The organism is Segatella copri, assembly GCF_015074785.1.
Lineage (GTDB): Bacteria > Bacteroidota > Bacteroidia > Bacteroidales > Bacteroidaceae > Prevotella.
The window spans coordinates 1487395-1506211 of sequence record NZ_CP042464.1; the positions used below are offsets into that span (position 1 = coordinate 1487395).

Annotated in this window: 15 protein-coding genes and 2 tRNA genes; 8 read left to right on the forward strand and 9 right to left on the reverse strand. The window is 49.1% G+C overall.

All coding sequences use genetic code 11. The features are described from left to right. Positions 1–460 precede the first annotated feature (460 nt). On the forward strand, positions 461–1468 hold the full coding sequence (locus FO447_RS06605; RefSeq protein WP_200756378.1) for an IS110 family transposase: 1008 nt from the start codon (positions 461–463) through the stop codon (positions 1466–1468). A 134-nt stretch (positions 1469–1602) separates the two neighbouring features. Here FO447_RS06605 and FO447_RS06610 read toward each other — a convergent pair whose 3' ends face one another. From FO447_RS06610 to spt, 7 genes are all read right to left on the reverse strand, one after another. Continuing rightward, positions 1603–3045 carry a right-handed parallel beta-helix repeat-containing protein gene (locus FO447_RS06610; protein WP_200758178.1) on the reverse strand — a complete coding sequence of 481 codons (1443 nt, stop codon included), beginning with the start codon at positions 3043–3045 and terminating at the stop codon, positions 1603–1605. Between the two features lie 42 nt (positions 3046–3087). Then, positions 3088–3780 carry an LrgB family protein gene (locus FO447_RS06615; protein WP_006849545.1) on the reverse strand — a complete coding sequence of 231 codons (693 nt, stop codon included), beginning with the start codon at positions 3778–3780 and terminating at the stop codon, positions 3088–3090. Next, on the reverse strand, positions 3777–4136 hold the full coding sequence (locus FO447_RS06620; protein WP_117728647.1) for a CidA/LrgA family protein: 360 nt from the start codon (positions 4134–4136) through the stop codon (positions 3777–3779). Before FO447_RS06620 ends, FO447_RS06615 begins: the two co-directional genes overlap by 4 nt. Before the next feature lie 17 nt (positions 4137–4153). Further along, entirely contained in the window at positions 4154–4720 is a 567-nt protein-coding gene (locus tag FO447_RS06625) for an AAA family ATPase (RefSeq protein WP_200758180.1), read from the reverse strand. Between the two features lie 126 nt (positions 4721–4846). Further along, positions 4847–4920, reverse strand: a tRNA-Pro gene (locus FO447_RS06630). Positions 4921–4957: 37 nt separating this feature from the next. Next, positions 4958–5031 (reverse strand) — tRNA-Pro (locus FO447_RS06635). Between the two features lie 267 nt (positions 5032–5298). Beyond that, entirely contained in the window at positions 5299–6489 is a 1191-nt protein-coding gene (gene spt / locus FO447_RS06640; RefSeq protein WP_022121347.1) for a serine palmitoyltransferase, read from the reverse strand. A gap of 195 nt (positions 6490–6684) precedes the next feature. Here spt and FO447_RS06645 point away from each other — a divergent pair, with 195 nt between their 5' ends. Next, positions 6685–7725 (forward strand): diacylglycerol/lipid kinase family protein, encoded by a 1041-nt coding sequence (locus FO447_RS06645; RefSeq protein ID WP_118416507.1) that lies wholly within the window; start codon positions 6685–6687, stop codon positions 7723–7725. Between the two features lie 82 nt (positions 7726–7807). On the opposite strand, the gene FO447_RS06650 is transcribed toward FO447_RS06645, so the two are convergent. Then, complete coding sequence (locus FO447_RS06650; RefSeq protein ID WP_200758182.1) at positions 7808–8548, reverse strand: tRNA1(Val) (adenine(37)-N6)-methyltransferase; 741 nt, start codon at positions 8546–8548, stop codon at positions 7808–7810. Positions 8549–8774: 226 nt separating this feature from the next. On the opposite strand from FO447_RS06650, the gene lon reads away from it, so the two are divergent. The 6 genes from lon (at position 8775) to FO447_RS06680 (ending at position 18319) form a co-directional block, all read left to right on the forward strand. After that, the gene (gene lon / locus FO447_RS06655) at positions 8775–11246 is read left to right on the forward strand and encodes an endopeptidase La (protein WP_200758184.1); all 2472 of its coding nucleotides are present in this window, start codon (positions 8775–8777) and stop codon (positions 11244–11246) included. Further along, the gene (gene tgt / locus FO447_RS06660) at positions 11243–12370 is read left to right on the forward strand and encodes a tRNA guanosine(34) transglycosylase Tgt (RefSeq protein ID WP_006849113.1); all 1128 of its coding nucleotides are present in this window, start codon (positions 11243–11245) and stop codon (positions 12368–12370) included. Before lon ends, tgt begins: the two co-directional genes overlap by 4 nt. Before the next feature lie 13 nt (positions 12371–12383). Next, complete coding sequence (locus FO447_RS06665) at positions 12384–13625, forward strand: LptF/LptG family permease (RefSeq protein WP_200758186.1); 1242 nt, start codon at positions 12384–12386, stop codon at positions 13623–13625. 87 nt (positions 13626–13712) lie between these two features. Further along, positions 13713–15434 (forward strand): DEAD/DEAH box helicase, encoded by a 1722-nt coding sequence (locus FO447_RS06670; protein WP_200758187.1) that lies wholly within the window; start codon positions 13713–13715, stop codon positions 15432–15434. Between the two features lie 31 nt (positions 15435–15465). Next, positions 15466–16785, forward strand: coding sequence for a ComEC/Rec2 family competence protein (locus FO447_RS06675; RefSeq protein WP_200758188.1), 1320 nt, complete (start codon positions 15466–15468; stop codon positions 16783–16785). Positions 16786–16984: 199 nt separating this feature from the next. Next, entirely contained in the window at positions 16985–18319 is a 1335-nt protein-coding gene (locus tag FO447_RS06680) for an NADP-specific glutamate dehydrogenase (protein WP_200758189.1), read from the forward strand. A gap of 85 nt (positions 18320–18404) precedes the next feature. Here the strand turns inward: FO447_RS06680 and FO447_RS06685 are convergent, their stop codons facing one another. Beyond that, on the reverse strand, positions 18405–18812 hold the full coding sequence (locus FO447_RS06685) for an N-acetylmuramoyl-L-alanine amidase (RefSeq protein WP_200758190.1): 408 nt from the start codon (positions 18810–18812) through the stop codon (positions 18405–18407). Positions 18813–18817 lie beyond the last annotated feature (5 nt).

Here is an 18817-nt window from a genome sequence, read left to right on the forward strand (position 1 = left end):
TAGCCCAGGGCAACGCCCTGGGTGTAATAGCAATCAGTAAGTCGCCCTGTAAGGGCAAAAGCTTTATTAATTCCGGTATTTTAAAGCTTTTGCCCTTACAGGGCGACAGGTTTGCGTCCGTAATTACCCAGGGCGATGCCCTGGGCTAGGAGCTTCTGCCCTTTCTATTATATTTGCACTTGGAAAAATAAAGAGGTAAAAATCTTTATATCTGCAAACTTTTGTTAACTTTGCAGAAAATTAGATAAGTACAATAAAAAAAGAAGAATACTCCATATCCAGCGTTAACCCTGTGCCCTTTCTAGCATAGTAAAGGCTTAGCCCTGTTTGGGGAACTGGATATTTTCTGAGCAGAAGCTTGAGAGTAAATTAGCCTGCTTGTGTAGAACAAGACAGGACTCGTAGTATAGTTGTAGCCGCTCAGAACGGAGCACCCTTCTTATTAAAAACTTTATTCAATATGCAAATATACGGAATAGATTTGGCAAAAGAGAAATTTGACGTAAGTTTTTTCGACTTGACATCAAAAAAAGTATCAAACCACCCTTCACATAAGGTTGTAAAGAACAATTTTAAGAGTATCGGAAGGTTTTTAGAAACCCTTCCAAGCGATGCTGTATTGGTTGCTGAGCATACCGGAGTTTATGGTGATACTCTCTTGAAGTGCTGCATGGATAGCAATGTGAAGATTGCCTTTGTGGGTGGATATGTCATCCATAGATACAGAGCTACCCCTGACCGTGCCAAGACGGATGTCCTGGATTGTGCACTGCTCAGAGATTTTGGAGAGAGATATCCTGATAAGCTGAAATACAAGACGTTTCCAGAAGAGGCTCTATATGAGCTTCGTCAATTGGCACGCCACCGGGAAATGCTTGTAGAACAGCGTAAGCAGCTAATAACAGCCGACAAGAGCGAGGATTGTCGTCCTATCAGAAGTCTTACCGTCAAGCGAAGCATGGACCGCATCAAAGAGATGTTGGACACGGAAATTGCAGAGACGGAAAAAGAAATGTTGAAAGTCATAAATGGACATGAGAGCATTCGCCACAACTATGAGCTTGTTAAAAGTGTCGATGGAGTTGGGCTGATTACCGCAGTAGAACTATTGGTAAAAACAGAGAATTTCACAAAAATAACTACAGCGCGCCAATATGCTGCTTATGCAGGAACTGCGCCATACGAAAAATCATCGGGGAAAATGGACAAGGGAGCACATATATCCAAGATTGGTAATAGACGGTCAAAGACCTTGTTGTACATCTGCGCAGAAAGCGCCAGATTGCACAACAAGGAGATTAAACTGTATTACGAGAGACGTACTTTAATAGATAAAAAGCCGCGTCATTATGTACTAAATGCCATAGCAAACAAGTTGCTAAGGATCATATTCACCCTCGTGGAAAAAGGTGAATACTATGACGCAAACTTCATTAGGCAAGACCCAAGGGTCGTTAAATATAATTAACGTTAAAAAATACGCTCAAAGCTTGCTCAATTAGAGTAAAACAGGGCGTGTGGCGAAAAAATTCGAAAGTTCAGTCATTATTTCGCCTTATAATCATTATTCCTCCTTATACTCATTATTCCTCCTTATACTCATTATTCCTCCCTATACTCAAAGCATCCTGCGGCAGGCTGCTCTTTCTTTCTCGGCAAACCATCACGGTCGGTTGCAGGCAGGGTTTCGGCATCTGCCTTACCTATTGCTGCCGACTTCTTGCGCAGATGGAAATCATACTTCAGATTGTCGGTGTCGAAAAGGCGGAAATGCTTCTCGGCAAACACCGTCGTATCCTTGATGTCCTCATAAACCACATGGGTGAACTTCAGACTGTCGTCCGTCTCCAGCTTCTCCGTGCGCAACACACAATGGTCGAAGAGGAAATTGAAGGCATCCTCCTCTTTCGGAGCCTCCCAGACCACCTCATCATCATGATAGCCCGTTACGAGCGAATTTTTCACCTCGAAACGAGGCAGCGGAGAGGCAAAACCGATGGCCGACTCGCGGCGCCCGTCAAACGGATAGAACTGGGCTATGGTGCAGCCGTTTACCTCAACATCGCCACCCTCAACATAGAGCGGATGTTTCAAGCAGTTGGTTATCTGCGAGTTATAAATCTGCACCTTGGCAGAATCAACCCTCACACCGTAGCCCTGACTGTTATGAATCGTAGCGTTCTCGATGAGCAGTTTCTGTTTCGTAGCATCGCCCGCTTCTATCATCACAGCATCGTAGGCACTATGAATATCAGCAAACGAAATCCTGCAGTCATGAGCCGAAGACATCAGTCTGATTCCCTGCCATTGTCCCGGTGTGCGGTCATAAGGCAGATAATCGAACATGTGGTCCAAGCGGTCGCCCCGCATCACCACTTCCCTGTCCTTTTCGCCCTCAATCTTCAGCGACCCGAACACCTGCAAGCCCGCATTCTCGTGGAAATAGAGTTGGGTGCCCGGAGCAATGGTCAGCGTAGCAGCCGAATCAACCCTGATGCCGCCATAAACCACAACCGGCAGCGTGCTCTCCAGAAGCTTGTCTTCCTTCACCTCGAGCGAATTGAGTTTCATCGCATCCCATGAAAACGCCCTCAGGTTCACCTTCTGCTCCACGCCACTTTCCAGCGCAAACACCAGGTTGTCGCTCACCAGCTGCGGCTCTTCGCTGTTCTGCATCGCCGAAGTCAGTTCTACGAACACACGTATGCTGTCACCCTTCCTGATCTCCACATTCTGCGTCTGGAATCCCGCTTCGGTGCCCAGATAAGAGCCGTCAACATTCACCCGGTAGCCCTTCTGGTTACCATTTTCCAGACGCACCGACTGGCAGCGCAGAGCCTTGCCCGTACGGTTGTAAACCCAGAAGCTTCGGGTAGGCGTAGGCACATTCGAGAAGGTGGTGTCCATCTTCAGCGTATCTACCGAAAACGAGAGCACATCTCCCCTCGACGTTGAGAAACTCTCATCGTCGGCACAACTGGCAAGCAGGGCGCTCATCGCCATCCCTACACCCATTATATACAAAAATCCCTTTTTCCGTTTCATATCTATAAAAACGGAAAAAGGGAAATATTATTGTATCAGATTCTACATAAACAGAGCAAAGATGGATGAGCCAACAACCGTCATCACACCGCAAACCACGATGCTCAGACTGCTCATGGCTCCCTCTATGGTACCCATTTCCATCGCCTTTGCCGTACCCAGCGCATGGGCAGAACAGCCGATGGCGATACCTTTGGCAATAGGCTCCTTGATGGAGAGAAGCTTCAGGAACTTCTCGGCAAAGATGTTGCCCAGCACACCCGTTACGATGATGACAACCACCGAAACCGAAACATGACCGCCCAACTCCTCAGAAACGCCGATACCGATGGCGGTAGTGATGCTCTTAGGCAGGAAGGTAACGTAGGACGCATGGTCGAAATGGAAGATGAGGGCGAGAATGAGCACGGAGCAGAGACTCGCCAGCACGCCCGAAACGATGCCTATCAGCACAGCCCGATAATTCTTCTTCAGAAGCTCAACCTGCTGATAAAGCGGCACAGCCAGACAGATGGTGGCTGGTGTGAGCAGATAGCTGATACTGTTGGCGCCCGCCGAATAGGTTTTGTAATCTACGCCCGTCAGCAGGAGCGTGATGATGACGAGGATGATGGAGATGAGCAGCGGGTTCATCAGCGACCATCCCGTCTTCAGCTTCAGCAGCATGCCTATGCCGTAGGCAGCCAGACTGATGAGAACGCCGAAGAAAACCGAATCCTGGAACAACTGGTTCATTTTTTCGCCTCCTTTCCTTTTCTGATTACCAACTGCGTAATCCAGCCCGAAGCACCCATCACGACGAAGGTGCTGACCACCGTAACTACGATATACTGGAACCATGCATTACCGATATCCTGATAAGAATCAATCAGTCCTACGGCAGCCGGAATAAACATCACGGGCATGATGGCAATGAGGAAACTGCTGGTTTCGCGGATATGCTTCACCTTGATCAGTTTTGTTTCCAGCGCAAGGAAGAGCAGGATGATGCCATAGATGCTTGCCGGAATAGGCAATGGCAGCAAAAAATGGAGCAATTCTCCAGCAAAGGAGAACGCTATGATTATCAAAAATTGAATTAAAAACTTCATGTTGATCTACTTTAAATTTATATCAAGCTAACATACTGCTCAATGAGGCTTGCCGTCTCTTCTACGCCCAGGCGCACAGTATCCAGGCAGATGTCGTAATCATCGGCATTTCCCCAGGTAAGGTCTGTATAATACTTATGATAAGCCACTCTGCAATCCTCGGTGTGCTCTACAAACTCCTCAGCCTCATCATACGAAAGTCCCTGTTCTTCCTGAATATCCTTGATGCGAGCCTCCAGATTGCCGCTCAGGAAAACAGAAATCAGGTCTTTGCGCTCGCGGAAGATATAGTTGCCGCAACGGCCGATGATGATACAGTCTTCATCGCCTATCATATCGGCAAGTGTATGGAGCGGTTTTTCTGTCAGCGCCCTCTGCGTTTCGCCAAGCGACGACATCGAGAAGAGCAGTTCATCTACCGGCCGCTCATCGAAGAAAGCCTCCATCTCGTCGAGCACTCCTCTCTGTTCAGCCATTTCCATCAAATTTTTACGGGTATAAAAAGGAATACCATACTTTTCGGCGAGCAGCTTGCCCACGCGAATAGCGCCACATCCACACTGGCGCGCTATCGTAATAATCATGATTCTATAAAATTAAAACGTATATAATAATTACTCAGTTGCGTTATCCCCCTCCAGCCCATCCAGGGCGGGAGTTTTATATAGCAAAAAAGCTAAGAAGATTTGACTCTTCTTAGCTTTCTTGTGTCGGGGCGACAGGATTCGAACCTGCGACCACCTGTTCCCAAAACAGGAGCGCTACCGGGCTGCGCTACACCCCGCTTGTGCTTTGCTAAAGGTTTGAGTGAGAGAAAATAGTCGGGGCGACAGGATTCGAACCTGCGACCACCTGTTCCCAAAACAGGAGCGCTACCGGGCTGCGCTACACCCCGCTTACTCATCTCTACGATACCTCTTAAGCATTGCTTTAAGCATCATTTCTGAATTGCGAGTGCAAAGGTACTACATTTTTTCGATTCCACCAAATTTTTCCCTAACTTTTTTCAAAAAAACATGCATTTTAATGCAAAATGGCTGGGAAACAGGCAAAAAAACAAGGGCAACCCCTATCCGGAATTGCCCTTATACCTTATTATATATATAGTAGCGGCAAAGAACCGCAACCATACTTGCTGAACTTTTAAATCAGAAATCTGATTTTACTTGATGATTCCCTCTTCTACGAAAATCTTCTTCAAGATCTGGACAGCCTGCTCAACCTGCTCTCTTGTGTGAGTAGCCATGAGAGCGAAACGTACCAATGTATCCTGAGGAGCACAAGCTGGAGGAATAACAGGGTTGATGAACACACCTGCATCGTAAGCCATCTTGGTAACAACGAATGTCTTCTCAGCATCGCGTACGTAGAGAGGAATGATAGGACTCTCTGTCTCGCCAATCTCGAAACCTTCCTCGCGGAAACGCTTCAAGGCATAGTTGGTTACATCCCAGAGATTCTCGAAACGCTCTGGCTCATTCTGAATGATGTGGAGAGCCTCAAGAGCTGCTGCTGTGGCAGCTGGAGTGTTAGAGGCGCTGAAGATGTAAGTACGGCAGTTGTGACGGAGGAAGTTGATAGTATCCTTGTCTGATGCGATGAAACCGCCGATAGAAGCCAGACTCTTGGAGAATGTACCCATGATGAGGTCTACCTCGTCGGTCAGACCGAAGTGGTCGCATACACCACGACCCTGCTTGCCGAATACGCCAAGACCATGAGCCTCGTCTACCATGATAGAGCAGTTGTACTTATGCTTGAGCTTTACAATCTCAGGCAAGTTAGCCAGGTCACCCTCCATAGAGAACACACCGTCAACAACGATAAGCTTGATAGCCTCCTGAGGGAGCTTAGAGAGCACGCGCTCCAAATCTTCCATATCGTTGTGCTTGTAGTGGAGCTGGGTAGCGAATGAGAGGCGGCGGCCATCTACGATACTTGCGTGGTCGCGGTCATCGCAGATAATATAGTCGTTACGACCTACTACGCAAGCCAAGACACCCTGGTTAACAGAGAATCCTGTAGAGAAACACAAAGTTTCATCCTTGCCCATAAACTCAGCAAGCTCCTTTTCGAGCTGCACGTGCAAATCGAGCGTACCATTGAGGAAACGGCTTCCTGCACAACCAGAACCATACTTGTCGAGCGCAGCCTTAGCTGCATCAATAACACGCTGGTCGTTAGTCAAACCCTGATAAGCATTAGAACCGAACATCAGAATCTTATGACCATCGATGTCGGTTACCTCTGTCATCTGCTTACTTGTGATCTCGCGGAAATATGGATACACACCGGCAGCCATATACTTCTGAGGTTCACGATAATTCTTGTATCTTTCTTGTAATTGTCCCATTATTAATAGGTGTACTTTATTATCTTTTTTTATACTTTTCTAACTTTCAGGGTGCAAAGATACAAAAAAGAACTCAATAAACGGCTTTTTTTATAAGAAAGTTTACTTTTATAGTTTTTTTAATCGATATTTCTTGTTATTTTGGGTATTTTTATTACTTTTGCAGCCTAAATTTTACAAACTCTTGACTATATAATGAAGAAAAAGATACTTTTCATCATGAATCCGATTTCAGGAACAGCCAGCAAGGCGGCAGTTCCGAGTCTGATAGATTCTGTTTTGGACAAAGAGCTTTTTGAGTACGAGATAAGAATGACTGAAAGAGCTGGGCACGCTTCGGAAATTGCTACCGAAGCGAAGAACAACCATGTAGATGTGGTTGTGGCGGTTGGTGGTGACGGCACCGTCAACGAGGTAGCCCGCTCGCTGGTTCACTCCGATACTGCCCTCGGCATTCTGCCTTGCGGTTCGGGCAACGGATTGGCAAGACATCTGCTGCTCCCAATGAACCTGAAGAAATGCATAGAGGTCATCAACCAATGCCAGATTAGAGATTTGGATTATGGTGTCATCAACGACCACCCGTTCTTCTGCACCTGCGGCATGGGCTTTGACGCTTTCGTCAGCATGAAGTTTGCCGAGAGCGGCAAGCGTGGTCCTATCACTTATGCTGAAAATATCCTGCGCGAGGGATTGAAGTATAAGCCTGAGACTTACACGCTGGAGGACGAGACGGGCACCAAGCAGTATAAGGCGTTCCTCATTTCCTGTGCCAACGCATCTCAGTATGGCAACAATGCCTATATTGCCCCTCAAGCATCCATGAGCGACGGTCTGATGGATGTCGTCATCATGGAACCGTTCGATGTTATCGAGGCGCCTCAGGTAAGTTTCGACATGTTCAACAAGACGTTGGACAAGAACTCGAAGATCAAGTCGTTCCGCTGCAAGAAGCTCCATATCACCCGCAGTCAGCCAGGCGTAATCCATTATGATGGCGACCCTGTGATGACGGGGGCAGAGATTGATGTTCACCTGGAAGAAAAGGGAATCAAGATGCTGGTGAACCCATTTGCGAACAAGAACGACCGCAAGCCGAACATGTTTCAGTCTGCCTTTGCCGATTTCTTCAACGACATCAATGCCGTGCGCGATGATATTCATAAAGACATCCAGCGCCAGAGCAAAAGAGTAGAAGCTATCAGCAAACTGGTACAGAAGAAGCTGAACCTTTAAGGGAATGTTGAGTGTTGAATGTTGAGTGTTGAATTTAGAGGGAGTGTTCATTCAACATTCAACACTCAACATTCAACATTCCTCAAAGGTAGAATTCTTCCGTTATTTTCCTATACCATTCCGAGCGGTTTCCCTGCGAATCCATCATCGTTTCAACACACTCTTCATAAGGCGAAATGCGATGCTTGGCAAAACTCAGCATAAAGCGCTTTGGCTGCTTGCGTTCCACCGTCTTTACACCACACTTCCGTATAAGATAAAAACCTAATATACAAGACTCTGCAACAAACTGCTCCACTACTTCTACGGGAACAATAGCAGAGAAAATGCCGTCATCAGAAAGCAACCGTTTTACACCCGCAAACAAATCGCGGAACGGAAGACTGTCCGTATGTCTCGCCATCGTTCTCTTACTGTCCGGATTTTTCAAACTATCTACAAAGAACGGAGGATTGCTCACTATCGCATCAAAAACACCGGCAGCCTTCAAACTTTCAGCAGTTTCCAAAGCCTCAGCAGTTTTCGAAGTTCCCCCGAAATCCTGCAGTCTGCAGCATTCTATTTCCACCCTGTCGCGAAACGGACTTGCCATCACATTCTCCCTCGCCTGTCCGCAGGCATCAGCATCCATATCAATCCCTACGACCTCAGCTTCAGGAAAACGCTGCGCCATCATGAGCGAAATCAGTCCCGTTCCGGAGCCAATGTCCAGAATCCGCCTGCCACCTTGCGCCCATGCACCCAGCAAAACGCCGTCAGTTCCCACCTTCATGGCACAACGGTCTTGCTCTATCTCAAACTGTTTAAATCGAAAATTACCCATAAATTCTTCTGTCTCTTTACAGAAGAAAACGAAGCCGCCGCCGATTTATTTTATCGCAAACAGCAGAAATTGCCACTTCCACCTGCAAAAGCAGCTGCTTACATCTATAAAAACGGGTACTAATATATAGAAAAAGCAATTTTATTATTAAATAATCTATCATCTTCCACGATATTTCACAAAAAATGAGTACCTTTGCACGGAAAATAGAAATCATAACAAAAAAATGGATAATAGAAGAACAAGTACCCGAATACAAATGATTGCAGATTACGAGGGCGACCCGAAAACCCTGATCGAAGACCAGGAAGAAGGTTTGTACCCTACCCTCTGCATGCGAGATATTGTAGTTTTCCCTACCAACATGACCCCTATCGTTGTGGGCAGAAAGGAAAGTCTGAATCTCGTCCGGATGCTGGAAAAGAAGCCAGACACCACATTCTGTGTATTCTGCCAGAAGAATAAAGACACAGAATTGCCCTACGAAGAAGACCTTTACCCTGTAGGCGTCTTCGCCAAACTCATCAAGGTGATCAAGATGCCTGGCACAGACCAGATGAGCATCATCATCCAGGGTCTGGGCAGATGTCAGATGAAACATCTCGTTCAAAAAGAGCCTTACACAGTAATTGACGTAAAAAGTCTTCCGGAGAAATGGCCTGACGAGAACAACGATGAACTCTTCAGAATGCTCTACGAGAACTTCCATTACGAAGCGACAGACTATATCAAATCAAACGCCAACTATAATGATGATGCCATCCAGGCCATCAACGAACTCTCGAGCATTCACATGCAGTGCAACTTCATGTGCTCCCTCCTCCCTTTCTCAATCGAGGATAAAATCAAGATGCTGAAAGAGGAAAATCTCAGCGAGCGCATCATGATTGCCATCAGATCCCTGAACAAGGTGCGCCATCTGCTACGCATCCAGACTGAGATTGAGAACAAAACCCACTACGACCTCGATGAACAGCAGAAGGAATACTTCCTCAAGCAGCAGATCAAGAACATCAGGGAAGAACTGGGAGAAGGAAACGCCAGTCCGGAGAAGAAGGAGATTCTGGAGAAGGCGAAACAGAAGAACTGGAGCGAGGAAACTGCCAAAATCTTCAAGAAAGAAATTGCCAAGCTCGACACCCTGAACCCGCAGAGTCCTGACTATTCGATACAGATAGGATTCCTGCAGACCATGGTAGATTTGCCTTGGAACTCCTACACCCAGGACGACCTCAGTCTGACCCGTGCCAAGCGCATTCTGAACCACGACCACTACGGCATGGAGAATGTGAAGGAGCGCATCCTGGAATTCCTCGCCGTAAGAGCACTGAACGGCGGCGGCAAGAGTCCTATCCTCTGCCTCTATGGTCCTCCGGGCGTAGGAAAGACCAGTCTGGGCAAGAGCATCGCAGCAGCCATGAAGCGCAAGTATGTACGCATGTCGCTGGGCGGTCTGCACGATGAAGCCGAAATCCGCGGTCACCGCCGCACCTATGTGGGAGCCATGCCGGGCCGCATCATCAAGAACATGCTGAAGGCAGGCAGCAGCAATCCGGTATTCATCCTCGACGAGATTGACAAGGTGGCGCAGAGCAATTTCAACGGCGATCCTGCCTCAGCCCTGCTCGAAGTGCTGGACCCGGAACAGAACAATGCCTTCCACGACAATTATCTCGATATGGATTACGACCTCTCCAAGGTGCTCTTCATCGCCACAGCCAATGACCTGAGCGTCATTCCGCGTCCGCTCCTCGACCGTATGGAGTTGATAGAAGTAGGCGGCTACATCACCGAAGAGAAGACAGAGATTGCCAAGCGCCATCTCGTACCGGAAGAGCTGGAAAGCACCGGACTCGACAAGGTTTCGCCGAAGGTAAGCTTCAACAAGAATGCCCTCGAGTTCATCATCGAGCACTACACCCGGGAAAGCGGCGTAAGACAGCTGAAGAAGCAGATTGACAAGAGTCTGCGCAAGATGGCTTACAAACTTGCCTGCAACCAGGAGCTGAAGAACTACACTATCACCCCTGCCGAAGTAAAAGACCTGCTGGGCAATCCGCCGTTCAACCGCGACATCTACCAGGGCAACGACTATGCAGGAGTGGTAACCGGACTAGCCTGGACCTCAGTGGGCGGCGAAATCCTCTACATCGAAACCTCGCTCAGCAAGGGCAAGGCAGGCAAGCTCACCCTGACCGGAAATCTGGGCGACGTGATGAAGGAATCAGCCATTATCGCGCTGGAATACGTCAAGTCGCACATCGACCTGCTGCAGGTAGACTACCGCATCTTCGAGCAGTGGAACATCCACATCCACGTGCCTGAGGGAGCCACTCCGAAAGACGGTCCTTCTGCCGGAATCACCATCGCCACCAGCATCGCCTCAGCCATCACCCAGCGCAAGGTGCGTGCCAACACAGCCATGACCGGCGAGATTACCCTCCGCGGAAAAGTGCTCCCGGTAGGCGGAATCAAGGAGAAGATTCTGGCAGCCAAGCGGGCAGGAATCAAGCACATCGTGATGTGCAGGGAGAACCAGAAGAACGTAGAGGAAATACCAGAGAAATATCTCAAGGGCGTAGACTTCCACTATGTAGAGAATGTGGCTGACGTCTGGCAGTTCGCGCTGACCGATGAGAAGGTGAAAAACCCAGCAGACTTCAGCATTGAGAAAAATGATAAAAAAGAAAAGAAATGAAATTTGAATTACAAGTAACAGATAAAGCAAGCGATGCGCGTACAGGCATCATCACCACCGACCACGGACAGATCAAGACCCCAATCTTCATGCCCGTAGGAACCGTAGGAAGCGTGAAGGGCGTCCACTTCGAGGAACTCAAGAAGCAGGTCATGGCACAGATTATCCTCGGAAACACCTATCACCTCTACCTGCGCCCAGGTCTTGACGTCATCAGGGCAGCAGGCGGACTGCACAAGTTCAACGGCTGGGACCGTCCTATCCTCACCGATAGCGGCGGCTTCCAGGTCTTCTCGCTCACCGGCATCCGCAAGCTCAAGGAAGAAGGCTGCGAGTTCCGCTCCCACATCGACGGCAGCAAGCACTTCTTCACACCGGAGAACGTGATGGACACCGAGCGCATCATCGGAGCCGACATCATGATGGCCTTCGATGAATGTCCACCGGGACAGAGCGATTACCAGTACGCCAAGAATAGCCTCATGCTCACCCAGCGCTGGCTAGACCGCTGCATCAAGCGGTTCAACGAAACCGAGCCCCTCTACGGCTATCAGCAGAGCCTCTTCCCTATCGTTCAGGGCTGCACCTTCCCGGACCTGCGCCGCGAAGCAGCCAAATACATTGCCGACAAGGGAGCCGACGGAAATGCCATCGGCGGACTTGCCGTAGGAGAGCCTACCGAGGTGATGTATGAGATGATAGAAGTAGTGAACGAAATCCTGCCGAAAGACAAGCCGAGATATCTGATGGGCGTAGGAACCCCGCAGAACATCCTCGAAGCCATCGAGCGCGGCGTAGACATGTTCGACTGCGTAATGCCGACCCGCAACGGCCGCAACGCCATGCTCTTCACCTATCAGGGCACGATGAATATGCGCAACAAGAAGTGGGAGAAAGATTTCAGTCCGGTAGATCCAGACGGCTGCGACATCGACCTCGTAACCACGAAGGCCTACCTCCACCACCTCTTCAAGGCCCAGGAGCTGCTGGCGATGCAGATAGCCAGCATCCACAACCTCTCTTTCTATCTGCGCCTCGTGACCGATGCCCGCCATCATATCGAGCAGGGCGATTTCGTGGCATGGAAGAATTCCATCATCGACCAGCTTGGCCGAAGAATTTAAGTAAGCAAGCATCATGAAAGATTTTAAGAAAATAAGAAAACACCGCCGGCTCTACCGCACCGGCCGATGGGCTTCCCGCAAGTTCGGGTGGCTCATCAGGGCTGTGCGCTGGCTGGCTCACAAGCTCCGGTTCCTGCGCATATTCCGGTTTCTTAACCCGTTCAGGTACATCAAGAAGCTCGACTGGTACATTATCAAGAAGTTTCTGGGCTACTATTTCTTCTCCATCGCCCTGATCATCTCCATCGCCATCGTCTTCGACTTCAACGAGAACCTGTCAAAATTCACAGAGCACCATGCACCGGCGCGCGCAATCATCTTCGATTACTACGCCAACTTCGTGCCCTATTTTGCCAACCTCTTCAGTGCGCTGTTCGTGTTCGTGGCGGTCATTCTCTTCACCACCAAGCTGGCAAGCAATTCCGAAATCATCGCCATCCTGGCGTCGGGAGTATCCTTCAAGCGTCTCCTTCGCCCATACATGATTACCTGCGTGCTGCTCTCAGCCCTCTCCTTCGGGCTCTCAGCCTACGTCATTCCCCACGGAACCGTCATCAGGCAGAACTTCGAGACGATGTACAAGAACAAGAAGAAGAATACCAGTGCCGAGAATGTACAGCTGCAGGTAGACAAGGGAGTGATTGCCTATATGCAGCATTACGACAACAGCATGAAACGCGGCTACGGATTCTGCCTCGACAAGTTCCAGGACAAGAAACTCGTAAGCCACCTTACAGCGATGGACATCCAGTACGACACCATTTCCGACAGCAAGTATCACTGGAAGCTGAGCAACTGGAAAATCCGCAAGCTCCAGGGCATGAAGGAGCATATTACGAGCGGAGCCCAGAAGGACACCATCATCGCGATGGAACCTACCGACCTGGTCTATTCCAAGGGTCAGCAGGAAACCTTCACCAGTCCTGAGCTCCGCGATTACATCTCCAAGCAGATCAACCGCGGTTCGGGCAACGTAGTGCAGTACAAGGTAGAATACCACAAGCGCATCGCCGCTTCCTTCGCCTCGTTCATCCTCACCATCATCGGCGTCTCCCTCTCAGCCCGCAAGCGCAAGGGCGGCATGGGAGCAGCATTGGGCGTTGGTCTTGCGCTGAGTTTCGGCTACATCATGCTGCAGACGGTTTCTGCCACCTTCGCCATCCAGGCCAACTTCCCGCCTGTTCTGGCAGCGTGGCTTCCAAACTTCCTCTTCGCCATCGTAGCCTACTTCTGCTACCGCAAGGCACCGAGGTAATTATCAATTAATAATTAAGAGTTTATAGTTTATAGCAGCCGTGCCCCCCCTATAAACTATAAACCGTAAACTATAAACTATAGAAGAATGTATTTCGACGAATTAGATTTAAACGACAACGTGCTCGACGCATTATATGACATGCGCTTCGACACATGCACTCCAGTACAGGAAAAGTGCATTCCAGAGATATTAGAAGGTAACGATGTCTTGGGCGTAGCCCAGACCGGAACCGGCAAAACCGCAGCCTATCTGCTCCCAGTATTGAGCAAACTCGATGACGGCGGTTATCCTAAAGACGCCATCAACTGCGTCATCATGTCACCAACCCGCGAACTCGCCCAGCAGATAGACCAGGCGATGCAAGGCTTCGGCTATTACCTGCAGGGCGTGAGCAGCGTAGCCGTATACGGCGGCAACGACGGCAACCGTTACGATCAGGAGTTGCGCAGCCTCCGCATGGGCGCCGATGTAGTCATCGCCACCCCGGGCCGTCTCATCTCCCATATCTCTCTGGGCAATGTAGACCTCAGCAAGGTAAGCTTCTTCATCCTCGACGAGGCCGACCGCATGCTTGACATGGGTTTCTCTGACGACATCAAGACCATCGCGGCAAAACTGCCAAAGACCTGCCAGACCATCATGTTCTCGGCAACCATGCCTGAGAAGATAGAAGAACTGGCTAAGACCCTGCTCAAGAATCCGGTAGAAATCAAACTTGCCGTCAGCAAGCCAGCCGAGAAAATCAAGCAGGAAGCATACGTATGCTACGAAACCCAGAAGATGACCATCATCAAGGATATCTTCAAGGCGGGCGACCTGAAGCGTGTCATCGTCTTCAGCGGCAGCAAATTCAAGGTGAAGCAACTCGCAGCTTCCCTCCAGCAGATTGGAGTAAACTGCGGAGCCATGCACAGTGACCTGGAACAGGCTGAACGCGATGATGTGATGTTCAAGTTCAAGAGCGGACAGTATGATGTTCTCGTAGCTACCGACATTGTGGCGCGCGGAATCGACATCGATGATATTGAGATGGTCATCAATTACGATGTTCCTCACGATACAGAAGATTACGTTCACCGCATCGGCCGTACAGCCCGTGCCAACCGCGATGGTAGAGCCATCACCTTCGTAAGCGAAGAAGACCAGTACTGGTTCCAGCAGATAGAGAAGTTCCTGGAGAAGGTGGTAGACAAGATGCCTCTCCCTGAAGGATGCGGCGAAGGTCCTGAATACATCAAGCTCAACAAGCCGAAGAAGAAAGGCGCAAACGGAAGAAACAACAGACGCGGTAACGGCGGAAACGGCGAGGCCGGAAAGAACAGCGCCAAGAACCGCCGACAGAAAGACCGCGACCAGACTTCTCACAAGCGCAAGCCGAACAAGCCAAACGAGCGTCAGGAAAAAGCGCCACGCAACAACGAGCAGCAGCCTCAGCAGGGCAACAGGCAGCAGAACGCAAAGCAGCAGCCTCAGCAGGGCAACAAGCAGCAGAACGCAAAGCAGCAGCCACAGCAGGGCAACAGGCAGCAGAACGCAAAGCAGCAGAACAGAAAGCCAGCCCAGCCAGGCGAGCAGCCAAAGAACAGCAACAGCCAGAAGCACCGCAATAACAGCAATAACAGCAACCAGCAGCGCCCAGGCACCGAGAACAATGTTCGTCCGGGCAGCAACGGCCGTGGCAGAGGCGTAGCCCAGAAAAAGGGCGACAAGCCGGCTGCACGCAAGCACACCCCTATCGTAAATCCACAGAAGAAAGAAAACGCTGTGAAGACATTCATCAAGCGCATCTTCGGATTCAAGAAATAGGAAATAAATTATCTTTTAAAAGGAAAGAGGAATGATGAAAGAGCTACCCCTCACCCCGCTCATGACCATCAGCCTCACACTGACGATCGGAATCATCATAGCCAAATGGGGCTATGATGATTTCAACATGCGCTTCTGGCTCATCATCTCCATCATTTCATGCGCCCTTGGCAGCATCATCTTTTTCCTTACTGAGTTCTTAAGCCAAAAAACTTACTTCAGTAGGAGCCACCAGTTTCTCATCTTCTCCCAATGCGTGATGATTCATTTATGCATTCTGAGCCTTGGGGCTTTTCTTACCTGTAAGCAAATAGCTGATTCCCAAACCTCTACACAACTGAAAAACTGGCAGGAACTGTCTTACCTCACACGGGCAAAAATCAATACCGAACGCTATAAAAGCAATATTGAAAGCAAACTGGTTTCCCTTCACGTAAAACAGCAAGACTATGCAGTCATCGCAGCCATGGCGCTGGGCGACAAGAGCGCACTCGACTCGAACACCCGAAACAGTTACTCCATTTCCGGAGCCAGTCACATCCTGGCAGTAAGCGGACTTCATATAGGCATAATCTTCCAGCTTTTCATCTTTCTGCTAGGCGGCAGAAAGTACTCAGTTTACACCATCATCCTGTCCCTCATCTCCATCTGGACCTACGTTTTTCTCATAGGATTGCCGGCAAGTGCAGTCCGTTCAGCCATCATGCTTTCAGCCTACAGCTTAAGTTTAGCTTTCCATCGTACCGGTCTGCCGCTCAACACCTTAGCCTCAGCTTATATATTGATGCTCTTCATCAGTCCGCTCTACCTTTTCGAGTTGAGTTTCCAGCTTTCGTTCCTTGCCGTAGCCTCCATTCTGCTGTTCTTCTCACCCCTTTACTCCCTCCTCCCCATCCGCAGCCGTTTCATCCGTTGGGCATGGGGACTCCTTTGCGTTTCACTGGCAGCCCAGATAGGAACCCTTCCGGTCATCGTCTACACCTTCGGCAGAATATCGTGCTATTCACTTCTCACCAATTACATCGCCATTCCCGCAGCAACCCTCATCCTATATCTTGGAGCAGCATTAATCCTGTTCTCCCCACTCACGTTATGGGCGCCCATAGCACCGGTTGTCGCCCCACTCATCAGCCTTACATCAGGCGCCCTTACCAGCATCACCCAGTTTCTGAATACAGCCATAAAACTAATCAGCATGCTGCCTGGAGCAAGCATCGAAAACGTAAGAATCAGCCTGCCTCAGGTAATCGGTCTCTACGCTATCATCCTGCTCATTTATGCCCTATGGCGCAGGATAGATAAACAGAAGTCGTCAGAATGCAAAATTCCCAAAACAGAAATAAAGGCTTAACCCCGAAAAACGGCTCTTATATAATAAGGTGTGCGTACACAAAAGCGCTACAAAACGTGGCTAAAAATGTTAAAAAATGACTTTTTTCTACTTTTTCTGCATTTTTTCTTTCTTTTTGTTGGTGTTTTCAAGAAAAACATGTACCTTTGCAAGCAGAAATAAAAAATAAGAATTTAAACACAATAAAAGATTAAAGATTATGAAAGCATCTGAAGTAATCGCGAATCTCCAAAGAAGATTCCCAAACGAGCCTGAGTACATTCAGGCAGTTAGTCAGGTTCTCGGTACTATCGAGGAAGAGTACAACAAGCACCCAGAGTTTGAGAAGGCAAACCTCATCGAGCGTCTCTGCATTCCAGACCGCATCATCCAGTTCCGCGTATCTTGGGTAGATGATAAGGGCAACATACAGACTAACATGGGTTACCGCGTACAGCACAACAACGCGATTGGCCCTTACAAGGGAGGTCTTCGCTACCACAAGTCAGTAAACTTGGGTATTTTGAAGTTCTTGGCTTTCGAGCAGACATTCAAGAACTCTCTTACTACTCTCCCAATGGGTGGTGCTAAGGGTGGTTCCGACTTCTCTCCACGTGGCAAGAGCAACAACGAGGTAATGCGTTTCTGCCAGGCTTTCATGACAGAGCTTTACCGTCACATGGGTCCAGACGAGGATGTTCCAGCTGGTGACATCGGTGTAGGTGGCCGTGAGGTAGGTTACCTCTTCGGAATGTACAAGAAGTTGACACACCAGTTCCAGGGCGTCTTGACCGGTAAGGGTCAGGAGTTCGGCGGTTCATTGATCCGTCCTGAGGCTACAGGTTACGGTAACGTATACTTCCTCTGCAACATGCTCGCTACCAAGGGTATTGACATCAAGGGCAAGACCGTTTTGGTTTCAGGTTCAGGTAATGTAGCCCAGTACACTATGGAGAAGTTGCTCCAGTTGGGTGCTAAGCCAGTTACATGTTCAGATTCAGACGGTTACATCTACGACCCAGACGGAATCGACCGCGAGAAGCTCGATTACATCATGGAGCTCAAGAACGTAGAGCGTGGTCGTATCAAGGAGTATGCAGAGAAGTATGGTGTAAAATATGTTGCAGGTGCTAAGCCTTGGTTTGAGAAGGCAGACATCGCTCTCCCATCAGCTACTCAGAACGAAATCAACGAGGAGGCAGCCAAGGCTCTCATCGCCAACGGCGTAATCGCAGTAAGCGAGGGTGCCAACATGCCTACTACTCCAGAGGCTATCAAGGTATTCCAGGATGCTAAGATTCTCTACTCTCCAGGTAAGGCAGCCAACGCAGGTGGTGTTGCCGTATCAGGTCTTGAGATGAGCCAGAACTCAGAGCGTCTGAAGTGGTCTCGTGAGGAGGTTGATGCTAAGCTCCACGACATCATGAACGATATTCACGCTAACTGCGTGAAGTATGGTACTGAGCCAGATGGTTACGTAAATTACGTAAAGGGTGCAAACGTAGCCGGCTTCCTGAAGGTAGCTAAGGCTATGATGGCTCAGGGCATTGTATAAGGCAAGAAAATTAACAATAAACATTGTTTAAAAATTTTAAATGATAGGAAATAGCGGGTCTGTGACAGATCCGCTATTTTTGTGTTTACTCCTTCCCCCACTCCTTCTTTACATTAAAGCAGGGACAGGCTTTGTTGGCAAATTCATTATGACCATGAATCGTGGCTAATGGATATTCCTCCTTCAGCTGCTCGATGAGCGAGCGCATTGCCGCTTTCTGGTCTCGGGTTCTTGTATCCTTCGGCTTACCTTTCTTTGATAAGCCGCCGATGTAGCAAATGCCTATACTGATGGAATTATGGCCCTTGCAATGGGCGCCGACCTCCTCTATCGCACGACCTACATGAATGCTGCCGTCACGATAAATCACGAAATGATAACCTATGCAGCGCAGTCCGCGCTCCCGGTGCCAGCGGTCAATATCCGCTACGGTGAAGTTGCGACCTTCCTTGGTCGCACTGCAATGAATGATGATTTCCTTTATCTTACGCATGATAT